General features: G+C 72.2%; 27 protein-coding genes and 2 pseudogenes. 23 read left to right on the forward strand and 6 right to left on the reverse strand.

Features of this window, described 5'->3' with window-relative positions; translation table 11 throughout:
• Positions 1-159: 159 nt before the first annotated feature.
• The 8 genes and pseudogenes from ACZ516_RS07615 to ACZ516_RS07650 all read left to right on the forward strand — a co-directional run bounded on the left by ACZ516_RS07615 (position 160) and on the right by ACZ516_RS07650 (position 4,164).
• Positions 160-702 carry a DUF6230 family protein gene (locus ACZ516_RS07615; RefSeq protein ID WP_469009043.1) on the forward strand — a complete coding sequence of 181 codons (543 nt, stop codon included), beginning with the start codon at positions 160-162 and terminating at the stop codon, positions 700-702.
• The gene (locus ACZ516_RS07620; protein ID WP_469009044.1) at positions 693-1,046 is read left to right on the forward strand and encodes a DUF6114 domain-containing protein; all 354 of its coding nucleotides are present in this window, start codon (positions 693-695) and stop codon (positions 1,044-1,046) included. Before ACZ516_RS07615 ends, ACZ516_RS07620 begins: the two co-directional genes overlap by 10 nt.
• Before the next feature lie 476 nt (positions 1,047-1,522).
• Positions 1,523-1,774: a hypothetical protein gene (locus tag ACZ516_RS07625; protein ID WP_469009046.1), complete on the forward strand. Its 252-nt coding sequence runs from the start codon at positions 1,523-1,525 to the stop codon at positions 1,772-1,774.
• Positions 1,775-1,919: 145 nt separating this feature from the next.
• Positions 1,920-2,420: pseudogene (locus ACZ516_RS07630) on the forward strand (oxidoreductase); the annotation flags it as partial.
• Positions 2,421-2,494: 74 nt separating this feature from the next.
• Positions 2,495-3,238 carry an SDR family oxidoreductase gene (locus ACZ516_RS07635; RefSeq protein WP_469009047.1) on the forward strand — a complete coding sequence of 248 codons (744 nt, stop codon included), beginning with the start codon at positions 2,495-2,497 and terminating at the stop codon, positions 3,236-3,238.
• Between the two features lie 42 nt (positions 3,239-3,280).
• A complete protein-coding gene (locus ACZ516_RS07640; RefSeq protein ID WP_469009049.1) occupies positions 3,281-3,469 on the forward strand; it encodes a hypothetical protein in 189 nt (62 codons plus the stop codon).
• 111 nt (positions 3,470-3,580) lie between these two features.
• Positions 3,581-3,856 carry a hypothetical protein gene (locus tag ACZ516_RS07645; RefSeq protein WP_469009051.1) on the forward strand — a complete coding sequence of 92 codons (276 nt, stop codon included), beginning with the start codon at positions 3,581-3,583 and terminating at the stop codon, positions 3,854-3,856.
• Positions 3,853-4,164, forward strand: coding sequence for a hypothetical protein (locus ACZ516_RS07650; RefSeq protein ID WP_469009053.1), 312 nt, complete (start codon positions 3,853-3,855; stop codon positions 4,162-4,164). Before ACZ516_RS07645 ends, ACZ516_RS07650 begins: the two co-directional genes overlap by 4 nt.
• 126 nt (positions 4,165-4,290) lie before the next feature.
• Here the strand turns inward: ACZ516_RS07650 and ACZ516_RS07655 are convergent, their stop codons facing one another.
• Together ACZ516_RS07655 and ACZ516_RS07660 are read right to left on the reverse strand one after the other, a co-directional pair.
• Positions 4,291-4,545, reverse strand: coding sequence for a beta-ketoacyl synthase N-terminal-like domain-containing protein (locus ACZ516_RS07655; protein WP_469009054.1), 255 nt, complete (start codon positions 4,543-4,545; stop codon positions 4,291-4,293).
• A 34-nt stretch (positions 4,546-4,579) separates the two neighbouring features.
• Positions 4,580-4,972: pseudogene (locus ACZ516_RS07660) on the reverse strand (hypothetical protein); the annotation flags it as partial.
• Between ACZ516_RS07660 and ACZ516_RS07665 the strand changes: the two are divergent.
• From ACZ516_RS07665 to ACZ516_RS07685, 5 genes are all read left to right on the forward strand, one after another.
• Positions 4,950-5,396, forward strand: coding sequence for an ATP-binding protein (locus tag ACZ516_RS07665; protein ID WP_468748874.1), 447 nt, complete (start codon positions 4,950-4,952; stop codon positions 5,394-5,396). The pseudogene ACZ516_RS07660 and the gene ACZ516_RS07665 overlap by 23 nt on opposite strands.
• 48 nt (positions 5,397-5,444) lie before the next feature.
• On the forward strand, positions 5,445-7,106 hold the full coding sequence (locus ACZ516_RS07670) for an amidase family protein (RefSeq protein ID WP_469009055.1): 1,662 nt from the start codon (positions 5,445-5,447) through the stop codon (positions 7,104-7,106).
• Between the two features lie 131 nt (positions 7,107-7,237).
• Positions 7,238-8,239: an ArsR/SmtB family transcription factor gene (locus ACZ516_RS07675; protein ID WP_361080338.1), complete on the forward strand. Its 1,002-nt coding sequence runs from the start codon at positions 7,238-7,240 to the stop codon at positions 8,237-8,239.
• A gap of 116 nt (positions 8,240-8,355) precedes the next feature.
• Positions 8,356-8,757 carry a hypothetical protein gene (locus ACZ516_RS07680; RefSeq protein WP_361080340.1) on the forward strand — a complete coding sequence of 134 codons (402 nt, stop codon included), beginning with the start codon at positions 8,356-8,358 and terminating at the stop codon, positions 8,755-8,757.
• A gap of 89 nt (positions 8,758-8,846) precedes the next feature.
• Positions 8,847-9,959, forward strand: coding sequence for a hypothetical protein (locus tag ACZ516_RS07685; RefSeq protein ID WP_469009057.1), 1,113 nt, complete (start codon positions 8,847-8,849; stop codon positions 9,957-9,959).
• 16 nt (positions 9,960-9,975) lie between these two features.
• Here ACZ516_RS07685 and ACZ516_RS07690 read toward each other — a convergent pair whose 3' ends face one another.
• Positions 9,976-11,238 carry a serine hydrolase domain-containing protein gene (locus ACZ516_RS07690; protein WP_469009058.1) on the reverse strand — a complete coding sequence of 421 codons (1,263 nt, stop codon included), beginning with the start codon at positions 11,236-11,238 and terminating at the stop codon, positions 9,976-9,978.
• Between the two features lie 427 nt (positions 11,239-11,665).
• Between ACZ516_RS07690 and ACZ516_RS07695 the strand changes: the two genes are divergently transcribed.
• The 4 genes from ACZ516_RS07695 to ACZ516_RS07710 all read left to right on the forward strand — a co-directional run bounded on the left by ACZ516_RS07695 (position 11,666) and on the right by ACZ516_RS07710 (position 13,980).
• The gene (locus ACZ516_RS07695) at positions 11,666-12,115 is read left to right on the forward strand and encodes a hypothetical protein (protein WP_361080344.1); all 450 of its coding nucleotides are present in this window, start codon (positions 11,666-11,668) and stop codon (positions 12,113-12,115) included.
• A 109-nt stretch (positions 12,116-12,224) separates the two neighbouring features.
• The gene (locus ACZ516_RS07700) at positions 12,225-12,683 is read left to right on the forward strand and encodes a hypothetical protein (protein WP_469009059.1); all 459 of its coding nucleotides are present in this window, start codon (positions 12,225-12,227) and stop codon (positions 12,681-12,683) included.
• 70 nt (positions 12,684-12,753) lie between these two features.
• Positions 12,754-13,134, forward strand: coding sequence for a peptidoglycan-binding domain-containing protein (locus ACZ516_RS07705; protein ID WP_361080348.1), 381 nt, complete (start codon positions 12,754-12,756; stop codon positions 13,132-13,134).
• Positions 13,135-13,209: 75 nt separating this feature from the next.
• Positions 13,210-13,980: a hypothetical protein gene (locus ACZ516_RS07710; RefSeq protein WP_468748882.1), complete on the forward strand. Its 771-nt coding sequence runs from the start codon at positions 13,210-13,212 to the stop codon at positions 13,978-13,980.
• 7 nt (positions 13,981-13,987) lie between these two features.
• Here the strand turns inward: ACZ516_RS07710 and ACZ516_RS07715 are convergent, their stop codons facing one another.
• Positions 13,988-14,488 (reverse strand): metallophosphoesterase family protein, encoded by a 501-nt coding sequence (locus tag ACZ516_RS07715; RefSeq protein ID WP_468748883.1) that lies wholly within the window; start codon positions 14,486-14,488, stop codon positions 13,988-13,990.
• A 45-nt stretch (positions 14,489-14,533) separates the two neighbouring features.
• A complete protein-coding gene (locus ACZ516_RS07720; protein WP_469009060.1) occupies positions 14,534-15,118 on the reverse strand; it encodes a GNAT family N-acetyltransferase in 585 nt (194 codons plus the stop codon).
• 507 nt (positions 15,119-15,625) lie between these two features.
• Between ACZ516_RS07720 and ACZ516_RS07725 the strand changes: the two genes are divergently transcribed.
• The 3 genes from ACZ516_RS07725 (at position 15,626) to ACZ516_RS07735 (ending at position 18,717) form a co-directional block, all read left to right on the forward strand.
• Positions 15,626-16,945 (forward strand): DEAD/DEAH box helicase, encoded by a 1,320-nt coding sequence (locus tag ACZ516_RS07725; RefSeq protein ID WP_469009616.1) that lies wholly within the window; start codon positions 15,626-15,628, stop codon positions 16,943-16,945.
• Between the two features lie 73 nt (positions 16,946-17,018).
• Positions 17,019-17,837 carry a class I SAM-dependent methyltransferase gene (locus tag ACZ516_RS07730; protein ID WP_469009061.1) on the forward strand — a complete coding sequence of 273 codons (819 nt, stop codon included), beginning with the start codon at positions 17,019-17,021 and terminating at the stop codon, positions 17,835-17,837.
• Between the two features lie 70 nt (positions 17,838-17,907).
• A complete protein-coding gene (locus ACZ516_RS07735; RefSeq protein WP_361080356.1) occupies positions 17,908-18,717 on the forward strand; it encodes a restriction endonuclease in 810 nt (269 codons plus the stop codon).
• A 40-nt stretch (positions 18,718-18,757) separates the two neighbouring features.
• Here ACZ516_RS07735 and ACZ516_RS07740 read toward each other — a convergent pair whose 3' ends face one another.
• Positions 18,758-19,912 carry a hypothetical protein gene (locus ACZ516_RS07740; protein WP_469009063.1) on the reverse strand — a complete coding sequence of 385 codons (1,155 nt, stop codon included), beginning with the start codon at positions 19,910-19,912 and terminating at the stop codon, positions 18,758-18,760.
• A gap of 223 nt (positions 19,913-20,135) precedes the next feature.
• Here ACZ516_RS07740 and ACZ516_RS07745 point away from each other — a divergent pair, with 223 nt between their 5' ends.
• The 3 genes from ACZ516_RS07745 (at position 20,136) to ACZ516_RS07755 (ending at position 21,878) form a co-directional block, all read left to right on the forward strand.
• Positions 20,136-20,840 carry a hypothetical protein gene (locus tag ACZ516_RS07745; RefSeq protein WP_361080360.1) on the forward strand — a complete coding sequence of 235 codons (705 nt, stop codon included), beginning with the start codon at positions 20,136-20,138 and terminating at the stop codon, positions 20,838-20,840.
• A gap of 120 nt (positions 20,841-20,960) precedes the next feature.
• A complete protein-coding gene (locus tag ACZ516_RS07750) occupies positions 20,961-21,530 on the forward strand; it encodes a DUF6328 family protein (protein ID WP_361080361.1) in 570 nt (189 codons plus the stop codon).
• A 90-nt stretch (positions 21,531-21,620) separates the two neighbouring features.
• The gene (locus ACZ516_RS07755; RefSeq protein WP_469009064.1) at positions 21,621-21,878 is read left to right on the forward strand and encodes a DUF5133 domain-containing protein; all 258 of its coding nucleotides are present in this window, start codon (positions 21,621-21,623) and stop codon (positions 21,876-21,878) included.
• Positions 21,879-21,901 lie beyond the last annotated feature (23 nt).

Consider the following 21,901-nt stretch of genomic DNA (forward strand, 5'->3'; position numbering starts at 1 on the left):
GACGGCATACCTGCGCCGGACACGGCACGTTAACCGGCGAAAGACCGCCGTTCGGGAGGCAATCTCATGAGGCGCAGCGGCGTACGCGTACCAAGTTTCAGCCGATCACGTCACCGGAGCACCGGAGGACGGACGGACTGGTGGCGTTTCGCGCTCGCCGTGACCGGCGCGCTGGTGCTGGCCGGTGCGATGGTCGCGGCCACGACGGCGGCGGCGGTCCCGGTGTCGTTCGCCGTCGCGGGCAGCCCGTTCACCGTCACAGCGCACAGGCTGGAGGCCAAAGGGGTGACGCAGTTCGCCTCGTTCCGTCAGGAGACGTCGGGGAGGCGGCACGCGGTCGCCGCGGTCGGGCTGGAGGAGGCCGCGCTGTACGGGCTGTGCCAGTCCGCGGTGGCACGGACCCCGCTGGGCACGGCGACGCTGCGGATCCGTTCCGGTGATCACCGGGCGGTGAAGGCTTCGTCGCTGGCACTGGACCTGTCATCCATTCGGGGTGACATGCGGTTCCACGCGGTGGAGATGGGGCATGACGCCGCCACGCTGCCCGGTGGTGCCCGAGGAGCGCCAGGAACGTACGGTCAGTATGCGGACTCACTGACGATCCGGCACATGAGGATGGACGCCTGGTCGTTGACCGCCGGGCTGTTCACGCTGGGCGACGCCACCATGGACGTCCGCGCCGGATTGCACCCGTGCGGGTGAGGCCAGGGCACCGCCCGCTAGGGGCCATCGCGTGCGTCGCCGGCGCCGGGACGGAGATCGGCTACTTTCCGCTGGCCCAGGTCGGTCTGCTGCCGGTGCAGGGAGTGAGTGGGGCGGCCACCGTCATGCTCGCGCTCGCGCTGGTCGGCTGCGCGGTGCACCTGTGGACCGTGCCGGCACGCGCCCGCTTCAGCGGGGCTGCCGCCATCGCCCTGGGCGTCCTTTCCTATCCGTTCGCCAACCTGGGCGGCTTCCTCCTGGGCATGCTGCTCGCGTTGGTCGGCGGGGCCCTGGCAGTGGCCTGGCGGCCCGCGTCCGTCCAGGCCGCGGGGAGCGGCGGGTGAGCCCTGGCCGTGCGCGGCTGTGGCTCGCTGTCGGCGCGGGCCTGACCGCCTCCCTCACGCCGGCCTGGGCGGGTACTGCCGACGAGGCGGGACCCAACGGTCCTTCCGGTGGGGTCTTCGCTCCCGCCCCGGAGAATGCCGTGCCCTCCGGCGGGCCGAGGGGCACCGCTTCCCCTGGCGGAGCGGGGTCGGACCGCGGCTGTGTTCCCGGCACCCTGCCCTCCGCGCAACCGCGGCGAGGTCAGCGTGAGACGGCGGCGCGCGCACTGGCCGATTGCCTGACTGCGGCTGCACCGGGCAGGCGGGCCGTTGGGCCCGGCGGAACGACGTTGCGGGCGGCCACCTTGTCCGTCACGGGCCTCTACTGTCCTCCCGGCGCGGACCTGTGCCGCACCTCTTCGATCCACTTGTCCAGGCCCCGCATCCATTACGGGCGGGGTGAGGCCGCTTCGTGCCTGGTCGCCGAGGAGCTGTCGTTGACCGGCACAGTCCTCTTCCGCGCGGCGAGTTTGCGCGGGAAGCTCCTGGGCGTCCTGCCCCTGACCGTCTCCACCAGGGCCCTGCCGCCGGTGCCCGTCCCGTTCCTGCGGCTGGACGCAGTGGTCGCGCGAGGGCTGTGGGTGAAGGCCGGTGAGGTTACGGGCACGGCGGTGACGATCGGTCCGGTCAGCGGCGTCTGCGGGGGCGTCGCCCCGTCCGGCGCGGGTCCGGCCTCAGGGGACGTATGACGGCCTCTTCGCGATCGACACCACTTGCGTGCCGCTCTCATGCGCAGCCTCCCCGCGGCCACCCAGGAATCCGCGGGGGCCCGGACGTGCTGGACGAGCGCGTTCTTGTTCCTGAAGCAGTTGGCCTCTGAGGTCACGATGGCTCGGCAGCTTCGGGAACCGCATCCGCTTCGCCCTGGAGGTCGTCGACGCCGTCCGCACGGTGTGACCCGAGGGCCTGCCGGTGTTCTTCCGCACCGTGGCCACCGACTGGCTGACCGAGAACCCCGAGGGCACCCGCGAGGGCTGGACCGGGGACGACACCGTCCGCCTCGCCAAAGAAATCCACGCCCACGGCGTCGACCTGCTGGACGTGTCCACCGGCGGCATGGTCCGCGACGCGAAGATCGTCGCCGGGCCGAACTACCAGGTGCCCTTCGCGGACCAGATCCGCAACCAGGCCGGCATCCCCACCGCAGCCGTCGGCATCATCACCGAGCCGTAGCAGGCCGAGAACATCATCACAGGCGAGCAGGCCGACGCCGTCGTCCTCGGCCGCGAACTGCTCCGCAACCCTTACTGGGCCCAGCACGCCGCGCCTACGCTCGACGTAGAACCGACCTGGCCCGACCCGTACGCCTACGTCGTCAAGCGCCGCAAGCGCTGACCTCCCCACCCCGTTCAGATACAGCCTCCGCCGCGCTCCCCTCACCTGTTTCACCACCGCACCGGGAGATCCCCATGAACCACCTACAGGACAAGGTCGTCGTCATCACCGGCGCGTCCTCCGGCATCGGCGCCGTCAGCGCCAAGGCCCTCGCCGCCCGCGGTGCCAAGATCGTCGCTGCCGCCCGCGGCCGGGAAGACCTCGACCAGCTGGTCACCGACATCGAGAAGGCCGGCGGCACCGCCACCGCACGGCTCGCCGATGTCACCGACGCCGCCGACATGCAGGCGCTGGCCGACTCCGCCGTCGACACGTACGGGCGTATCGACGTCCTCGTCAACAACGCCGGACTGATGCTCTTCTCGCACTGGAAGGATCTCGCGCTCGACGACTGGAACCGGATGCTCGACGTGAACATCCGCGGCTACCTCAACGGTGTCCACGCCGTCCTGCCCGTGATGCTCCGCCAGAAGTCCGGCCACATCCTCAACATGGACTCGGTGGCCGGCCACCAGGTCGGCGACGGCGCCGGTGTCTACAGCGCGACGAAGTTCTTCCTGCAGGCCATGACCGAGTCCATGCGCAAGGAACTCAGCGTCCGCGAGGGCATCAAGGCGTCCACGATCAGCCCAGGCGTCATTGACACCGGCTGGGCCGACAAGGTCACCGACCCCGCCGGACGCAAGGCCGCCCAGGAGCTCAACGCCCTCGCGATCAGCCCCGAGGCCGTCGCCGATGCCGTCGTCTACGCCCTCGACCAACCCGCCGATGTCACCGTCAACGACCTGGTCATCTCCCCCACCCGTCAGGACTGGTAAGCGCGGAGGCACTCCACACCGCATGGAAGGAACACCAGGCCCGTGTCCGGCCTTGCCTTCCCCATCCCCCGCCTCCACCTCGCCGTCCCGGCCCACGACCTCGACGCCTGCCACCGCTTGCACAGCGAGACGCTCGGCCTGGCGCAGGGCCGCAGCGCCGACACCTGGGTGGACTGGAATCTCTGCACGGCCACCAGCTCGTCACCCCCCTCGCCCCGGACAGCTACATGATCCGGTCGACGGCCATAACGTCCCTGTACCGTACTTCGGGCTGATCCTGACCATCGACGCTTTCCACCGGCTCGCCGACCGCCTGCGCGCGGCTGCGTGCGATCAGGCGACGTGCCCCCCGACGACGCCTCCCGCGGAACAGGCCCCCGCCGCTACGGCCAGCTCCACGCCTACTCGTCCTACCTGTATCGGCGCTGGAACATGACCGAGCGTCACGGCACCGACCTCGACGCCTGGCCCACCTGCGCCGAAGACACCGGAGCCGTAGGAGCGCAGCCCTTCTCCGGGACGGCCAGGAAGTTCTCCGGTTCGACCGGCGACGCCACCGACCCCGGTAGTCCCTGCCGTGGCTCGGTCCGAAGGCGGTCCGCGTCCTGGCCGAGGTGAACGAGCACCTGGCGCCCATCCCCGTCCTGCCGGTGCCGACCCTGACGGCGTTCGGGATGCACAACCCAGGCTTCCTGCGGGCCGGCGTCTGGCCGGTGAGCCCGCTCGTACACCCGCGGATCGTCCGCTTCATGGAGCAGCTGCCGCACGAGTACATGCGAGGTGTGGGAGGTCTCTCCTCACACGTTCCCCTGACCACGGAGCACGAGATCGCCGATTCGCTGCAAACCCGGTGGCTGCGCTTCGTGGCCGGCGAGGGAGAGCCTCTGGAATATGCCATCCCCCACTGCCTTCTGTTTCGATCTTGAAAAAGAGGTGGAAACAGAAGGTCAAAGCCGCTCAGGGCCTCGACGCTTGAACTCGTCGCTGTACATCATCCCCACGTACCCACCGTTCGCCGAGCCGCGCAGGGCGCGGGGCACGATCCCGGCGTGTTAGAAGGCCTCCCAGGTCACTTCCAGGAGCAGCCGGTGCTGCGGGTCCATGGCGACCGCCTCGCGGGGCGATATGCCGAAGGAGCCGGGGTCGAAGCGGTCGACGCCGGAGAGGAAACCCCGGGGGTAGCGCCAGGCTATTCCCACGTTCGCCACGGGGTCGTCGCCCGGCCGCGCCACGCATACGCCGGGGTGCGTGGCGCCGGTGACGGGACACGGGACGGCGCCGCGCGAGCGGAGGTGGGCGGCCAGCACCGCCGCCTCGCCGCGGCGTCTCGCCGGGTGCCGTCATGGTGACCGGGCCCGCCTCCGTACTGCCGTAGTGCTCCAGATACGGGACGCGGCAGAGCGTCTCGAAGGCCTGCCGGAACTCGGGTCCGGCGGCCGCGCCGGCGCTGACGCAGCCGCGCAGCGCCGGTGCGCCGAGCCCGCCGTCGACACCCTCGCCGTCCGTGCCCCGCACCTCGTCGAGCAGGGCCGAGTACGTGGTCGGCACCCCGCCGAGGAGGGTGCAGGGAGCGTCGGCGCGACGCAGTTCGACGAGGACATCGCGCACCAAGAACCGGGGCAGCTCTTTCCGCCACCGCCCGGTCCGGCGTGCCCGGCGCTTTGCGGGGCAGAGGGAAGTGACAAGCACGAACGTCGAAGAAGGAGGGGTGATGGACGAGCAAGTCTCGCTCACCGCCGTGGGCTGGGCGCGATCGCTGCCGGTGAGCAGCGGCGTGAAGGCGGCCCGCGACTGGACCCGTGAGCACCTGCGGTCCCTGGACTGGTCGAGGACCGCGCCCGACCTGGTGGACGCCGTCCTGTTGACCGTGTCGGAGCTGGTCACCAACGCCCATGTGCACGCCCGCAGGGACGCCCAGCTCATCCTCACCTGGGACCACGACTGCCTGCATGTGACCGTGCACGACCCCGACCCCGACCTGCCGCAGCCGCGCGACGCCGGGGACGACGCCCTGGGCGGGCGCGGCCTCATGCTGGTCGACGCGATGGCCGACGACTGGCAGGTCAGGCCCTGCGCCAAGGGCAAGGCCGTCATCGCCTGTTTCCAGCCCCCCAAATCCCCCGATGCCACCGATCCCACCGCTCGACCGGCCACGTAGGGCCCGCGCCCTTGCGCCGGACGCCGCCCGTGTAGTCGGCTGAGGCGCATGGGGAAGAGAAGCATGGCCGCAATGACCGCCGCCCTGGTCGCGGGGTCCCTCTTGACGGTCGCCCCGCACGCGGGCGCGCAAGCCGCCGATCGAGGTGGCGAGCGAGGATCGTCGCCGCATGGGCGCTCTTCCGTGCCCGGGGTCGACCTCGACACGGTGACGATTCCGGAACTGCAGGCGCGTATGACCGACGGGTCGCTGACCTCGTCGGCGTTGACCCGGGCCTACCTCCGGCGGATCGAGGACGTGGACCCCCGCATCCATGCCGTGCTGCGCACCAGTCCGACGGCTCTGCGCCAGGCGGCCGCGAGCGACGCGAGGCACCGGCGCGGCAAGGCCCTTGGGCCGCTGGACGGCATCCCTGTCCTGGTCAAGGACAATGTGAACACGCGTGACATGCCGACGACGGCCGGTTCGCTGGCGCTGGCCGGGAAGCCGCCCGGCACGGACGCCCGGCTGGTCACCCGGCTGCGCGCGGCGGGGGCGGTGATCCTCGGCAAGACCAACCTGTCCGAATGGGCCAACTTCCGCGCGGCGAAGCCGACATCGGGGTGGTCGGCGGTGGGCGGGCAGACCCACAACCCCTACGTCCTGGACCGGAACCCGTGCGGGTCCTCGTCCGGCTCCGCCGCCGCGCTGGCCGCGTCGTTGTCGCAGGTGGCGATCGGCACCGAGACGGACGGCTCCATCGTGTGCCCGGCCGGGATGAACGGCGTCGTCGGCCACAAGCCCAGCCTCGGCCTGGTCAGCGGGTCGGGCGTGGTGCCGATCTCCGCCGAACAGGACACGGCCGGGCCCCTGGCGCGCAACGTCGTCGACACCGCGCTGACCCTTGCGGTATTGAGCGAGGGCGTGGAGCCACGCGGTGACGGAGCCCGCTCGGCCCTGCGAGGTTTCCCGGGCGTCCGGGGCCTCCCGGGAGCGCCCGGTGTCGCCGGGAGCGCGACGGCACAGTACGGCACCGGTCTGCGCGGCAAGCGGATCGGCCTGTGGCGCCTGCCCTCGCTCGGGTCGGAGGTGGACGCGGTGATGACCCGTACCGCGAGGAAGCTGCGCGAGGCGGGTGCCGTGGTCGTGGAGGTGACACCGCCCTACCAGGCACGTCTGGCCGAGCTCGAATTCCCGGCGCTGCTGAGCGAGTTCCACCGGGACATCGACGCCTATCTCGGCACGCGCGAAGGGCCGCGGAACCTCGCCGAACTGATCGAGTTCAACCGCGCCCAGCCCGGGGAACGGACCTGCTTCGCCGGTCAGGAACTCTTCGAGCAGGCCCTCGCCGCGCCGCCCACCACCGATCCGGCGTACCGGGCGATGCGCGCGGAACTGACGGACCTCTCCCGGCGTTCCATCGACGAGACCATGGCCGACCACCGCCTGGACGCCATCGCGGCCCCCGCGAACCCGCCCGCCTGGACGACCGACTGCGCACGCGGCGACAACGACGTCATCCCCTCCTCCACCCCGGCGGCCGTCGCCGGATACCCGTCCCTGTCGGTGCCCGCCGGCAGAGTGGGCGAACTGCCGGTCGGGCTGCTCCTGATGGCCGGCGACCACCAGGACGCCCGGTTGCTGTCGCTGGGGGCCTCGGTGGAGCACCGCCTCAACGCCTGGCGCGCACCGCGCTATCTGCCGACGACGGGGGCCGTGGCGCCTCGGTGAACAGCCTGGGGAGCGGCGGCGCTCGGTGAGCGCAGGAGCCAGTCGGGTCTGAAGTCCCGGTGGGGCGAGCCGGGTTGGGGCATGCTGGTGGTGTGCTCGTGCGCTCCACTTCGGCGGCAGGGGGCCGGTCGGTGTTACGCATTCACTTCACGACGCAAGACCTCGCCCGGACCCGGGTTGCCGCGACGATCGGTGTCGCGGCGGAGGTCTATTTCAGCCTGGAGCTGCTGCGGGAGAAGCGGGAGCTGCCCCACTTCCGCTCGTGGCGCTCTGCGGTCGCGGGCCGGATGGGGGCGGACACGCGCCCCTTGACGTCGCTGGTCCCGGTGCGCGGTCCCGGGCTCGACCTGCTGGCGCTGGCGGGTGATGTGCCCCTGCTGGACCACGCGGTGGACAACCTGCTGCACGCCCCGGTGTCCCGGCTGCGACGCGAGATCGAGGGCCTCGACTTCCACCCGGCGCACCTGCCGTGGGCCAGGCGGGTCTCCGAGGGCGACCGGGAGGCGGTACGGGAGCTCGCCGAGGGGGTGCGCGCCTGCCATCGGCTGACCGTGGAGCCCTACTGGCAGCAAGGGCGGTCCGAGCTGGTCGCGTTGTCCACCCGGTGCGCGAACCTGGTGCTGGAGGGAGGCATCGACCTGTTGCTCCGTTCGATCTGTCCGCCGTTGGTCCGCTGGTGTCCGCCGGTGCTGGAGGCTCCCTATCCACGCCGGGTCGAGGTGCGTCTGCGGGGAAGAGGGCTGATCATCACGCCCACGATCTTCTCCAAGCGTCCGGTGAGCTTTCTGTGGGACCCGCTCGACACCGCGCAGCCGCCGCGACTGACCGTGCCGGCCCTGCGCCGGTCGCTGACCGGTACCGGGCCGGCGGAGGCGGACGGCGCAACCCCGCGCAACCTGGAGTCCCTGCTGGGCCGCACACGGGCCGCCGCCCTGCGCGTGACGGCGGAAGGCTGCACGACGAGCGAGATGGCCCGCCGCCTGAACGTCACGGCCGCCGCCGCCAGTCAGCACGCGACGGTGCTGCGGAACGCGGACCTCATCACCACCAGCCGCCGGGGCGGCTCCGTGCTGCACCTCATCACCCCGCTCGGCCTTGCCCTGCTGCGGACGGGTGTCCCGACGGAACCGTGAGACCCCGGGGGCCGCGGAGGCCTTAAGCCGTGACTTAAGAGGTGGGCCGCAGACGGCGGGACTCCCAGGATGTGAAGCCGCAACGGACCCATCCCACCTCCACCCTTGGAGAGCGCATGAAGACTCCTCTCGCCGCCGCCCTCGGCTCCGCCGTGCTGACCGCGGGCGCCTTGCTGGGCGCTCCCGCCGTCAGCGCGCAGACCACCGCCTATCCGACCACTCCCGTCGACGTCACCTACGGAGCCAGCTACGTCCGCGGCACCCTGACCTGGTACAACCGATCGGTCGGTTTCAGCGGGACACTCCGGGCCGTCGGCTGCCGCAGGGCGTGGTTCGGCGCTTACGATGCCAACAACGTCAAGCGCGGTGAAGTGAGCACCAGCACCAAGTGCGACACGACGTATGCGATCAATGTCGGAATCCCCGCGGATGTGGCCGGTGGGGCCGCGTCCGTCATCGTCTGCATCGACGACGCGAACGCGAACCCGCTCAAGTGCGTGCGGTACTACCGGCCCTGACCCGTCCGACCGGTCGGGGAGCGGGGGCCGCACCAACCCCGGGGCGGAGCGGAGCGCGACGCCCCGGGGCTCGTGTCGGGAGGACTGCCATGGTCACACGCCGGGGCTTCATCGACGGGGTGTCGGCGGCGGGTGCCGCGACCCTCTTCGGCGCCACGCCGCCGGCGTCCGCCGCCGCGCGGGCGAGCGGGGCGGCGGACGCCGAGCGGCAGGCGCGCGACGCGATCCGCGCGGCCAACGTCGGCATGCGCGCGAGCTATGCCGCGCTCAAGTCCGAGCTGATCCACCGCCTGAGCCCTGTCATCGTCGTCCAGAACGATCCCACGGGCGGCAGGTTCACCCTCATCCGCGACGGCCACCCGCAGGAGTCCGTCACCCCGGTGCCCGAGCTGTTCGAGCTGGCGAAGTCGATCAGTCACGTGCCCCAGGGCATCTTCTCCATCCTCGCCGCGTACTTGAGCGACAAGGTGCCCCACCTTCCCGGTACGGGCCGGATCGACCCCCACGACCTGGACATGGTCGCCTTCGAGGGGCCCCGCTCGACCGGCTGGATCGACCCGCTCCACAGGTACGCCGCCACCCTGACCACCGCACGCCGGGAGCTCGGCGACGCCCACCTGCCACAACGACTCGAAGACGCCTGCGGGAAGATCCTCGACCTGGCACTGGCGTTCATCCGCGACGCCGTGCGCAGCGGGGGCTTCGACATGGCGTCGTTCGAGGCGTTCTCGGCCCAGGCGTATCCCAGTATCCGCACGAACATGCGGTACGCGGCCGCCGCGCAGATCTCCGGCGTGGAGGGTCTCCTGCGCGGATGGCGGGAGACCCTCGGCGAGAAGGCCTGGAGGGACCTGTACACGGTCGTGCTGTCGATCTGGACGACGTCCGAACGGAACCAGGCGTCGATCATCATCAGACGGTGCATGCATCCGGCGAAGGTCGCCACCCATCTGATCGATCTGCCGACGGCCGAGGTTCCGCGCGACCCGGTCTTCGTCGCCCTGGACAATCTCGCCCGGATCGTTCAGGACAATGTCTCGGCGGAGATGGTCTTCCCCACCGATCAGACGGTCGCGGACGCCTTCAAGGGCAAGGAGGACCTGCTCTCCGTCGAGATTCTCGGCCAACTCGGAGCGCGGGCCGGGACTCCCGCGGCCTCGCCCTCGCCGGCGTCCGCGTGTCCTGTCCGCAGGGGCTCGTGAGCGCCCCTGCCGGCGGTCAGTGGCGCTCGGGCAGGTCCGCCTCCGCGGGCAGGGTGGTGCGTGCGCGCGGCGCCGTCGGGGACGACGTCGCGGGCGCGGGCTTCTTGCCGCAGAAGGCCGCCTCCAGCGTCCCGCCGAGCGCCGTGTTCGCGGCGCCCCGGTTCGAGGTGTTCGCCATGGCGGAGAGCGAGCGCCGGCCGTCGCGGGTGGCGAAGGCGTACGTGTAGTAGCCCTGGACGGTGCCGGTGTGCCCGTACACCTGGGCGCCGCAGGACAGGTCGTAACGGCGCAGCCCGAGCCCGTAGAAGCGGGTCTGGGTGGTGTCCGTCGGGGTGACGGTGGTCATGGCGTCCAGCATCCGGGGCGAGAGCAGCTTGCCCCGCATCAGCGCGGTCGTGAAGGTGTTGAGGTCGGCGGGGTCGGAGATGACCGCGCCGGCCGACTGGGCCCAGGAGACCGTCTGCTCCGTGGAGTCGACGAGCGGCGCGCCCGCCTCGTCCGGGTGGAGGTAGCCGCGTACGTGCACACCCGTGATCTGGGTCTGCGGGTGGACGTACGAGGTGTTGCGCAGGTTCAACGGCTTGAAGACGCGCCGCTCGTACTGCTGGGCGACCGAGGTCCCGGTGGCCTTCTCGATGAGCATGCCGACGACGACGAAGTTGGTGTTGGAGTACTTGTAGGCCGCCCCGGGCTCGGTGGTGCGGGGCTCGGCCAGGGAGAGGGCGACCAGTTCCTTGTAGGTGAAGACGCGGTTGCGCACCGCTTCGAAGCCGGGCACGGTCTTGGCGAACATGGCGTCGGTGTAGTCGGCCAGGCCACTGCGGTGGGTGAGCAGGTGGCGGACCGTGATGCGGTCGTCGGGCAGCAGGCCGGGGAGGTAGCGGTTGACCGGCGCGTCGAGTTCCAGCCGCCCCTCGTCGACCAGTTGGAGCAGCACGACGCTGGAGAAGGTCTTGCTGACGCTGCCGATGCGGAAGCGTGCCCGGGTGCTCATGGCCTCGCCGGAGACGCGGTCACGGACGCCGGCCGTGCGCGTGCGGACGCCGTCGGGGCCGGTGAAGCGGGCCATCGCGCCCGGGGCGCCGTTGGCCATGGCGGCCTTCAGGGCCGCGCTCACGCCGTCCATGTCGGGGGCGGGGTCGGCGGGGGCCGTGGTGCGGGCGGGTGCCGTGGGAGCCGCCGGTGCCGCGGAGGCGGCGGTGGCGGGGATGAGGACGCCCGCGAGGGCGGCGATCAGGGTGGCGCTCGTGGCCAGACGTCTGGGTGTCAGCTGGGGCACGTGGGTTCCTCGTTCTCGAATCTGTGGAAAAGCGGCACACGCGTGCGGTGTGCCGTGCGGGCCGGGAGAAGCGGGCACTGCGCGCTGCCCCGTCACCCATGAAGCATGAGTGCCAACGCGTCACGTCGGTTCCTGTCACGGTGACCGAGTCCCCTCCGATCGGGCGCCAGGGCCGTTTTGCGCCAGATGCCCGGCCCCCGCGACGGTTCCGGCGTGCCCGGCGCCGCCCCAAGCGCTCGGCCGGCGGTTGGAGTTCGCGTCGCGGGCCCGGAGGCCGTCCGGCGCCGGGGGCGGGCGGTGACGCGGTGGGCGGGCCGGTCCGTCAGCAGCGTGTCAGGCGCGGCGGTCACCATCGGGCCCGTACCGCCGGAATCGGACGGATGTGCCGACCGGCACGAGGTCGACCGAGACGAGGGGTGTGCTCACCATGAGGGGAAGACCCGGGGGCCGGCTGCGTCGACTGCGCGGCGCCGTGGGCCCGTTCGCCGCCGCCGCGCTGATGTGCGCGGCGCTGACCGCGCCCGCGTCCGCCGCGACCGACGTGGAACCGGTGTGCTGGCTGCGGCCCGGCGAGGCGCACGTGGACTGGACCAACATGAACTTCACCGGGGACATGTGGTGCGACCTCACCCCCGGCTCGGTGCGCATCCAGTCCCGCTCGACCAGCCCGGTGGTCGGCAAGATGCTGTACAGCCCGCGATGGTTCGTGTGCTGGAAAGAGGGCTCCGACTACATGGGCAACAACATCTGGTACTACACCCAGGGCGATCAGATCGTGGCCTCCCCCACCGTCAAGGCGTGGGGCTACATGCCGGCGGTGGCGGTGAAGGCGCCCCAGCACCCCTTCCCCGGCCTGACGAAGTGCTCCTGGTCGTGACCGGCGCCGTTTCCGGCCTCACTCCCCTCCCCCACTCGCTCGCTCACCCCCTTCCCTCCCGTTCCCTCCCCTTCCCTTCCGGCACCTGACGACCCTTCAGGAGTACGCCATGAGACGAAGACCGTTCCTGCCACGCACCTCGCCACGGGCGGCCGCCGTCGCCGCGGCCGCCGGTGCGCTGCTGTGCCTTCCCCTGTCGGCCGCGCCCGCGAGCGCCGGTGAGCGGGGCACCTGCGCCCTGCAAGAGGGCCTCAACCTCCGGGACTCCATCGGCAATACGTTCACCAAGGCGCTGTACTGCGACAACCTGCCGTCGGACGTGTACGGCAGACCCACGTTCGACGCGCCGATCACCGGCTGGCTGCGCCTGTCCCCGTCCTGGTTCACCTGCTACACCATCGGCCCCAGGGACACCCAGGGCAACAACGTCTGGTACTACACCCAGGGTGACCGGGTGGGTGAGCTGCCCACCATCAAGGGCTGGGGCAACGTCCCCGCGGAGGTCGTGACGATCCCCGCCGGCATGTCCCACCCCGCCCCCGGGCTGCCCCGCTGCCCCTGGTACTGAGCGCGACCCCCGAACCGTCCCACCCCGACCGGTTTCAGCAGGCGCCGCTCCGGCGCGAGGAGGAGCCACGATGAAGCGCGTACGCACGACACGGAAGATCCGACACACGATACGGACGACGGCGGGGGCGGCCGTGGTGGCCGCCGCCCTGGCGATGTCGGCGGCCGGCCCCGCCGCCGCGCACACCCCGGTGGCCAGTGGGGCGACCGGCACCGAGTGGCGCCTGTGCATGTATCTGGGCGGGCACACCACCCTCCAGACGGGAAGCACGGGCGAGGGCGTGCGCCACCTCCAGTGCATCCTCAACGAGGTCTACCGCTACGTGAACGTCCCCACGACCGGCGTCTTCGAAGAGGTCACCAGGGCTTCGGTCGAGCATCTGCAACGGCAGTTCTCCCTGCCCGTGACGGGCGTCGTGGACACCGCCACCTGGGCCGCCCTGCACCCCTGAGGGAACACGGCGTGAGCGGGTAATGTGGGGACCTTCGGCCGGCGGAAGCCGCCTGGAGTCCTCTTGAGGTTGCCTGTGCCGACGACGATCATCTCCGACGACGCCGCCCCGCTGAAGCGGCTCGACCGTGCGCTGGACCGCGTGGAGGTCACCTTTCGCGGTATGACCGCTCGTGCCGACGAGGCCCAGTGCACCTGCCATTGGGGCAGCGAGGAAGAGCTGGCCCTGCTGAAGGTCCCGGACGTGGAACTCGACCCGGACCTGCTCCACCGCACGTGGAGCGCCACCGACTGGACCGACGCCGGCGCGGTGACGCGCCGCGTTCTGCCGCAGTTGGCCAGGGCGTTGGTCGCCGGCCAGGTGGAGCCCCTGTTCGGCATGGCCGAAGTCGGGGGCGCCTTCGCCCGGGCCGGGTGGCGGCTGTGGCCGGCGCGGCAGACCGTGGTGGTATGGGAGTTTCTGCATGCCTGGTGGGCGGCCACCCTGGTGGATGCGGACCCGGCTGTTCCGGCGCACGAGGTGTTCGCCCTGTGTGTGGAGGCGTCCGCCTCGCTCGACCCCTGGCTCGCGGTGTGGGAAGCCGTCGAGCACCCCGCCGCCGACCGGCACCTGGCCGAGGCCGCCGCCTCGTGGGAGTACGACCTGCTGGGCGACCAACTCCCCTGGCACACCTCCGAGGACGCGGGGGCCCTGCACGCCGGGCTCGCGGACTGGCTGGTCCGGCACGCCCCGGCGCGGCTGCGGGCCCATGGCGCCGACGCCGAACTGCTGCACCGGATACGCCTCGTCGGGCTCACCGGCCCCGCCCGGTGGGAGGACCCGCACTGGCCGGGCCACCGCTACTGACCGGGCGTCACCGGGGCGGCAACCGGTGCAGTGTCACGTCGTGCAGGGCGCCGTCCGCGACGGTCAGGGTGAGGAACGTACAGAAAGGCTGGCGCCTGCGGTCGGTGGGTGAACCCGGGTTGAGCAACCGCAGGCCGCCGGGCGCGCGCGTGTCCCACGGAATGTGGCTGTGTCCGAACACGAGGACATCCAGGTCCGGGAAGCGTTCCGCGCACCGGCGCTCCCGGCCGGTGGCCGCGCCCGTCTCGTGCACGACACCGAACCGCACTCCCGCCAGCTCCGCGCGTGCGACCTCCGGGAGGCGGCGGCGCAGCGGCGGCCCGTCGTTGTTGCCGAAGACGCCGATCAGGCGGCGTGCACGGGAGGCGAAGAGGTCGAGTGTCGCCTCGTCGATCCAGTCACCGGCGTGGACCACCACGTCCGCCTCGTCCAGGCCGGCGAGAAGGGCGTCCGGGAGGCGTTTGGCGCGGGCGGGCACGTGAGTGTCGGAGGTCAGCAGCAGCCGCATGAAAACAGCGTAGGCCGCGTGGCCGGGAAGGGGGGCCCGGCCTCGCTACGGGCGGGTTCGGCGCAGGTCGAGCCGCATCAGGACGCGGGGGTGGCCGGCCAGCACCGAGTCGGTGTCGGCGGCGTGGACGAACCCGGCGCGCTCGAAGTTCTTCCGGATACCGGCGTACGCCATCGTCAGATCGACCTTGGCGTCGCCGCTGTCCAGGGGGTACGCCTCGATCACCGGGGCGTCATGGGCGCGGGCGAACTCGACCGCGCCGGTGATGAGGGCGTGCGAGATGCCCTGCTTCCGGTGCCCCGGCCGTACGCGGACGCACCACAGGGACCAGACGGGCAGGTCGTCGATGTGCGGGATGACGCGGCTGCGCGCGAAGGAGGTGTCCGAGCGCGGCGCGACGGCGGCCCAGCCCACCGGCTCGTCGCCGTCGTAGGCGAGGACGCCCGGAGGCGGGCCCGTGCGGCAGAGTTCGGCGAGGTACTCACCGCGGGCCGGCCCGCGCAGCGCGTTGTTCAGCCGGGCCGGGAGCCGGTAGCTCAGACACCAGCAGACGTTGGCCCCGGGCGATTTCGGGCCGAGCACGGCGCGAACGTCCTCGAAGTGCGAAGCCGGACGGACTTCGATGGTCATGACACCACGATGCCACGACGGAACGGTTCCCGGCCCACGCCGACCCGCTCCCGGCCTGAGCCGACCCTCCCCCTCGGAGCCGACCCCCTCCCTCGGAGCCGACCCCCTCCCCGCCGGGGCCGTCCCGCTCTCTGCCCCGGGCCGTCCCCCTCTGCCCGGGATGCCCCTGCCGACCGGGGCCGCCGCTCTGGGCCGGGGCCGCTGCTCTGGGCCGGAACCGCTACTTCCGTTGCGGTGAGGCGACCGGCGGATCGACCGGCGGATCAGCCACACCCACTCCCGTCACTCTGTGTTACCCTTAACCGTTTGCGCGCACGCGGCGTCCGGCGCTTCCGCCCGGCCGGTGCCGGTCGTGCGCCGACGTGTCCTGCCGGGCCTTCCTCGGTATGTCCCCCTCGCGGAAGGCTCTTCGTGCATCACCCGGACCGCCCCGACACCTCCTCCGACGCCCTCGCCGGCAGCCCCGCCGCCGAGTCCGCCGCCGCTCCTGCCGTCTCCTTCGCCGACATGGAACTGCCGGCCGAGGTGCTGCGGACGCTCACCGCGCTCGATGTGTGCGAGCCGTTCCCGATCCAGGCGGCCACGCTGCCCAGCGCCCTCGCGGGCCGCGACGTCCTGGGGCGCGGGCGCACCGGCTCCGGCAAGACGCTCGCCTTCGGTCTGGCGCTGCTGACGCGGACGGCGCGGCGGCGCGCGGAGCCCAAGCAGCCGCTCGGCCTCGTTCTCGTGCCCACCCGAGAGCTGGCCCAGCAGGTCACCGAAGCGCTCACGCCGTACGCCGAGGCGCTGCGGCTGCGGATGGCCGCGGTCGTCGGCGGCATGTCGATCGGCCGGCAGATCGCCGCGCTGCGCGACGGCGCCGAGATCGTCGTCGCCACCCCGGGCCGCCTGCACGACCTGGTCGAGCGCAAGGCCTGCCGCCTGGACAAGGTCCGGATCACCGTCCTCGACGAGGCCGACCAGATGTGTGACCTGGGCTTCCTACCGCAGGTCACCGAGGTGCTCGACCAGGTGCGCCCGGACGGCCAGCGCATGCTGTTCTCGGCCACCTTGGACCGCGACGTGGACGACCTGGTCGGGCGTTACCTCCACGACCCCGTCGTGCACTCCGTGGACCCCGCCGCGGGCGCGGTGACGACGATGGACCACCATCTGCTGATCGTGCACGGGCCGGACCGGTACGCGGTCACCACGGAGATCGCCGCCCGTGACGGCCGGGTGCTGCTCTTCCTGGACACCAAGCACGCCGTCGACCAGCTCACCCGCCATCTGCGGGCCAACGGGGTGCACGCCGCGGCCCTGCACAGCGGCAAGTCGCAGCCGCAGCGCACGCGGACCCTCGGTCAGTTCAAGAGCGGCCAGGTCACCGTCCTGGTGGCGACGAATGTCGCGGCCCGGGGCCTGCACGTCGACGACCTCGACCTAGTGGTCAACGTCGACCCGCCCACCGACCCCAAGGACTACCTGCACCGCGCGGGGCGCACCGCGCGGGCCGGCGAGTCCGGCCGCGTCGTCACCCTGGTCCTGTCGGGCCAGCGCCGCGAGGCCGCCCGTGTGATGGCCGAGGCCGGCATCGAGCCGTCGGTCACCAAGGTGCGCTCGGGCGAGGCGGAGCTGAGCCGGATCACGGGGGCCAAGGCGCCCTCCGGCAATCCGCTCGACGCCGGCCCCGCCACGCCCCGGCCCAAGAACGTCAACGCCCCCTTCCGTGGCCTCGGCACCAGCAAGGACGCCTCCCGCGCCACCGGCGGCAAGTCCCGCAAGGCGGGCGAGGCCCGCAAACTGGCCGAGGCCCGCAAGGCGGCCCAAGTGCGCCGGGGCCGCTGAGCGCCCGGCGCGACTCGGACGCCGACAGACGACAGCCGACCGCCGACCGGCAAGCCCAGGGGGGGACGGTCCGATGACCGAGACCGCGTTCGACACGGCCGAGCGGCAGGCGTGGGCGGGGCAGGCCGCTGCCTACGCGGCGAGCTTCGCCAAGCTCTGCGCCTATCCCGTGCCCGCGCTGCTGCGCGCCGCCGGCGTCGGCGAGGGAGTGCGGCTCCTCGACGTGGGGACGGGTACCGGCACCGTCGCCGTGGCGGCGGGTGCCCGGGGCGCGAAGGTCACGGCGGTGGACGCCGAGCCCGGCATGGTCGCCCGGGCCGCGCGGGAGGCGCCGCGGGCGGACGTACGGTGCGCGGCCCTGCCCCATCTCCCGTTCGCCGACGGCGAGTTCGACGCGGTGGTCGGCAACTTCGTGCTCAACCACGTCGGACGCCCCCGGGCCGCCTTGGCGGAGCTGGCCCGGGTGACGCGTCCCGGTGGCCGGGTCGCGGTCACCGTCTGGGCGGCCCCCGCGGCGCCCGGCCAGGCCCTCCTCGGCAGGGCCGTGCAGGCGGCGGGAGCCACACGTCCCGCTCACCTGCCTCCCCTCGCCGCCGAGGACGACTTCCCTCGCACCGAGGAGGGCCTGGCCGCGCTGCTGGAGCGCGCCGGACTACGCGACGGCGGCTGCGAGACGCTGCGCTGGGACCACCGGACGACCCCGGAGGAGTGGTGGAGCGGCCCGGCCGCGGGAGTGGCGACGATCGGGCAGGTCGTGACGGGGCAGACTCCGGCGGTCATCGCGCGGATCAAGGAGCACTTCGTCACGCTGGCGGCGGAGTTCGCCGGTGACGACGGCACGCTGGTGCTGCCGCACGCGGCCCTGCTGGCCCACGGCCGGGCCGCTTCTTAGGGACGTTGATCTTGGGCACACGTAGAGGGGTGATCTTCACTCCGTCCTCGTGAGCCCGTAAGGGAGTCCCATGTCCATACCCACGCGCCCCGTGCGCCGCCCCGACCGCAGGCGGCGTTTCGATCTGCGCGCGACCGCCCTGTTCTTCGTGCTGCTCGCGGTCCTCCTGTGCGTCCTGGTGTTCCTGGCCCGCACCGCCGCGCACCTCGTGGAGAGCCGCCCGCTGTGGGCCGTCGTCCTGGTCATGGTCGCTGTCGCCGCCGCGCTGCTCGGCCGGTCCCGGTGGCGCCGCTTCTCCGCCGCGAGATACGCGCGCCGCGCGGCCGAGGCGCTGGAGGAAGCGGCCGAGAACGCCTCGGAGCACCTCGCCGCCCCACCGGTGGACGAGGAGTTCACCGCCGGGCAGGAGAGGTTCACCACCGTCGTGGAAGAAGAGGTGCGGGCCGCCGCGCCGGTCGACTACGCCCTCCTGGACGCCGACGGTTTCGAGCAGGCCATAGCCGATCTGTGCGCCCGCGACCAGTGCACGGAGGTGGAAGTGGTGGGCGGCGCCTGCGACTTGGGCGCGGACGTCGTGGCGGTGACCGGCGACGGGCGGCGCGTGGTCATCCAGTGCAAGCGGTACGGCGACACCAACAAGGTCGGCTCGCAGGACCTGCAGCGCTTCGGGGGCACCTGCTTCACCGTCCATGAGGCGGACGTCGCAGCGCTCGTCACGACCAGCGACTTCACCGCCCCGGCCCTGGAGTACGCGCAGCAGTGCGGCATCATCTGCGTGAACGGCGAGGACCTGCGGGCCTGGCACGACCGCACCGGCCCTAGCCCCTGGGACGGCGCCCCGCTCACACCTTCCGCCGACTGCTTCCCGGCGCGGGGGTGAACCGGCGCGCCCCCGCCTCGGCCGCGCCGCCCCGCCCCGCCTACTTCTTCGGTTCCCGGAAGCGGCCGAACGCCTTCGTGAGGGCGCTCAGCGGTGACCCTTCCGTCTTGCCCGGGCCCGGCGCGGCCACCGGCCGGGGCGGGCCGTCGCCGCCCGTCGCCTCGGCCAGCGCGGCCATCGCCGCCTCGGCCGCCTCCTGGTAGAGGTCACGGGACTTCGTCATGGCGTCGAGGGCCTCGGCGTACTTGGTGACCATGGCCTGGGCGTGCACCAGCTCCTCTTCCGGCGTGAGCAGGTGCCAGCCCTGGCGCAACCACGTCAAGGCCCGCTCGGCGTCGGCGGGCAGGGGCCTGGGCAGCGCGACGAACTCCAGGATCTTGTCGAGGAGTTCGGTCGGTTCCGAACCGTCCAGGAACACGCTGCGCACCGTGAAGCGCTCCGCCTCGTACTCCAGGCCCTGCCCGGCCGTGGGCAGGACGACGCCGCCGCCGCGCGGCATGCGCACGCCCAGCTCCCGCTTCATCGCGAAGTCCGCGATCTGCGCCTGCTCCGGTGTGCCGCGGTGCTCGACCACCCGGTGGCGCAGGCTCGGCGGCAGGAACGTCGAGACCGGCTGCTGGCCCCTCGCGTCCGGCGTCATCGCCTCGTGCACCACGACGTGGACGTACCAGCTCTGCCGGGTGCAGTCCCGCAGGCGGTGGCGCAGTTCGTCGTCGTCCTTGGGGAGGTGGTTCGTCGTCCGCAGGCGGACGCCCGGCACCGTGTCGTGGTCCCAGGCGACGCGGTCGCTGTCGGGCCAGAACATCGTGGCGGGCGAGAGCCAGTGGGCGTCCCAGGGCTGCTCCGCCTCGGCGGCGAGCACCCAGGCGACGCCCTCACCGTCCTTGCGGCGGCTCTCGGGGTCGTACGTGGTCAGCTGGGCGCGCACCGTGACGTCGCCGGCCACGCGCCAGCGGGCCTCGAACAGGCGGCGGGCCGACGGACCGGGGTCGGCGGACTCGTCGCGCGGGTGCAGGACGGTGGAGCGGGCCGCCTCGACGGGGTCGAGGTCCAGGTAGTCGTCGAGCACCCCGGCCGCCTTGAGGGCGATGAGGTTGCGCCGTACGTCCTGCTCGGGCTCGGGCCCGAGGTGGCGCCCGCGCCCCAGCCACGCGGTGTCGGGGACGGTGGTCGAGGAGGTGCTGTTCTTGGCCATGGAGTCGTTCTGTGGGTGATCGGGACCCGACCAGTATGGTCCTTGGTCCCGTCGATGGAAGCGGTACCGGGTTTTCCGTGCCGCGCAGGCCAGGATGTCTGCCCGCCGGCGAGCATCCGACACCCGGAGCGCACAGGAAGCGCACGAAGCACACGAAGCCCGCCCATGGCCGTCCGGCGGGCGCCGCGCCCGTTCCATGATCACCCTTAGATAGGGTGTGCTCATGTCACGCAGTCGCCTCACTCTCACCGGCACAGCCCTGCTCGCCGCGTTCGCTCTCGCCGCCTGTTCCGCCGACGAGAAGCCGGGCGGTGCCGCGGATCGCGCGGAAGCCAAGGACGGGGGCGGCAAGAAGGCGGGCCCGGCGGCGGTGGCGAAGCCGATCACGCGGGACCTGCCCCAGGGCGCGATCACCCAGGCGCTCATGGGCGACGGCGAGGCGCTGCCCGCCTACTCCCTGCACGGCGACAAGGGCGTGATGGAGACGACGTACTGCAACGGTCAGGACGTGGAGGGCGCCCCGAAGGGCTGGGTCCGGGGCGGGGACGCGTCCTACGAGTACCAGGGCTCCACGCTCAACATGGCCGACGTCTACGTCTGCCTGTTCGAAAGCCCCGCCGACGCGCACGCCGTCTACACGGCGATGAAGGGTGCCAAGGACAAGCCGCACAAGCCCTCGAAGCCCATCGGCGACGAGGCCGCCCTGCTCATCAACCCCAACGGCACCGAGGACTACATCAAGGGCATCAGCCGTTCCGGCAAGGCCGTCATCGAGGTGCGTCTGTCGGGCGGCGCCGGCGCGGGCGAGGACCCCACCGGCACCGAGGCGATGCTGGCCGCGACGCTGAAGCGTCTCCAGCAGGTCCAGGACGGGAAGCCGGCCACCGCGACGGCGACGGGGGAACGCGCGGCTGTGACGGCACCGTAATCCCGTTGGACGGCCCGTAACCTCGCGCCCGACCCGCACGCGACCCGTACGCGACCCGTACGCGACCTGCATGGAAGGCTCCCGAAGGGGCATCCGGTTCCCTGGAACTGGGAGGATGCCATGAGCATGACGGAGCGATCGGACGAGCTGGCCGAGGAGGGCGCCTGCTGCCCGCGCCACCACGGCGAGGGGTCGCGCGCCGGGAGCGGCGAGGGCCCTGAGCCCGCGCGCGAGCGGGTCAACCGCCGCTGGATCGAGATCCTCCAGGAGACCCGCGTCGCCCAGACAGGAGTGCAGATCCTCTTCGGATTCCTGCTCAGTGTGGCGTTCACCCCCCTGTTCCGGGAGTTGGGCACGTTCGACCGGGTCGTCTACGTCGTCACCGTCGTCCTCGGCGCGTCGGCCACCGGAGCGCTGATAGCGCCCGTCTCCCTGCACCGCTTCCTGTCGGGGCAGCGCATGAAGGACGAGGTGGTGGAGACCGCGGGGCGCCTGATGATGTGCGGCATCGTCCTGCTCGCGCTGACCATCGGCTGCACCCTCCTGCTGATCCTGCGCACCGTCATCACCGGCCCCCTCGCCGAGGCCCTGGTCGGCGGGGTCATGCTCTGGTTCGCCATCTGCTGGTACGTGCTGCCGCTGCGCCTTCGGCGCCGCGCGGCCCGGCGTCCCGACACGGACGAGGCGTAGCACCCCCTCGCACAGGCGGCCGGTTCGGCATGAAAGCGCGATACCGGGGAACACGTACCGCAGTCAAGAGCCTGGAAAGGACGTGTGGTCGTGTTGAAGTCGGAGTCCCGCCAAGTGAGGACCCTGCTCTCCCGCTATGCGAACGCCCGTATCGCGCTGGCGGAGAACCCCGGGGCGGCGTGGCAGCGAGAGCTGGCAGAGGTGACCCGCGCGCTGTGCGCGGTGACCGGGACACGCACCATCAAGCATGCGATCGCGGCCGCCGACGAGATCCTGGCGGCGGCCGAACGGCCCGCCGCGTCCCGCCGCCCCACCCTGGCAGCGGACACTCCCCTCGCCGCCGCCTGAGACCAGCGGCCCCCGCGCGGCTG

Source organism: Streptomyces sp. NPDC034037 (genome assembly GCF_055575715.1).

Bases quoted from the DNA above. Each gene is read 5' to 3' on its own strand.
- ACZ516_RS07720 (WP_469009060.1), bottom strand. From the start codon at position 15,118: ATGACCATCGAAGTCCGTCCGGCTTCGCACTTCGAGGACGTTCGCGCC.
- ACZ516_RS07695 (WP_361080344.1), top strand. From the start codon at position 11,666: ATGAGGGGAAGACCCGGGGGCCGGCTGCGTCGACTGCGCGGCGCCGTG.
- ACZ516_RS07635 (WP_469009047.1), top strand. From the start codon at position 2,495: ATGAACCACCTACAGGACAAGGTCGTCGTCATCACCGGCGCGTCCTCC.
- ACZ516_RS07750 (WP_361080361.1), top strand. From the start codon at position 20,961: ATGAGCATGACGGAGCGATCGGACGAGCTGGCCGAGGAGGGCGCCTGC.
- ACZ516_RS07685 (WP_469009057.1), top strand. From the start codon at position 8,847: ATGGTCACACGCCGGGGCTTCATCGACGGGGTGTCGGCGGCGGGTGCC.
- ACZ516_RS07705 (WP_361080348.1), top strand. From the start codon at position 12,754: ATGAAGCGCGTACGCACGACACGGAAGATCCGACACACGATACGGACG.
- ACZ516_RS07700 (WP_469009059.1), top strand. From the start codon at position 12,225: ATGAGACGAAGACCGTTCCTGCCACGCACCTCGCCACGGGCGGCCGCC.
- ACZ516_RS07730 (WP_469009061.1), top strand. From the start codon at position 17,019: ATGACCGAGACCGCGTTCGACACGGCCGAGCGGCAGGCGTGGGCGGGG.
- ACZ516_RS07670 (WP_469009055.1), top strand. From the start codon at position 5,445: ATGGGGAAGAGAAGCATGGCCGCAATGACCGCCGCCCTGGTCGCGGGG.
- ACZ516_RS07740 (WP_469009063.1), bottom strand. From the start codon at position 19,912: ATGGCCAAGAACAGCACCTCCTCGACCACCGTCCCCGACACCGCGTGG.
- ACZ516_RS07665 (WP_468748874.1), top strand. From the start codon at position 4,950: ATGGACGAGCAAGTCTCGCTCACCGCCGTGGGCTGGGCGCGATCGCTG.
- ACZ516_RS07745 (WP_361080360.1), top strand. From the start codon at position 20,136: ATGTCACGCAGTCGCCTCACTCTCACCGGCACAGCCCTGCTCGCCGCG.
- ACZ516_RS07725 (WP_469009616.1), top strand. From the start codon at position 15,626: ATGGAACTGCCGGCCGAGGTGCTGCGGACGCTCACCGCGCTCGATGTG.
- ACZ516_RS07735 (WP_361080356.1), top strand. From the start codon at position 17,908: ATGTCCATACCCACGCGCCCCGTGCGCCGCCCCGACCGCAGGCGGCGT.
- ACZ516_RS07680 (WP_361080340.1), top strand. From the start codon at position 8,356: ATGAAGACTCCTCTCGCCGCCGCCCTCGGCTCCGCCGTGCTGACCGCG.
- ACZ516_RS07715 (WP_468748883.1), bottom strand. From the start codon at position 14,488: ATGCGGCTGCTGCTGACCTCCGACACTCACGTGCCCGCCCGCGCCAAA.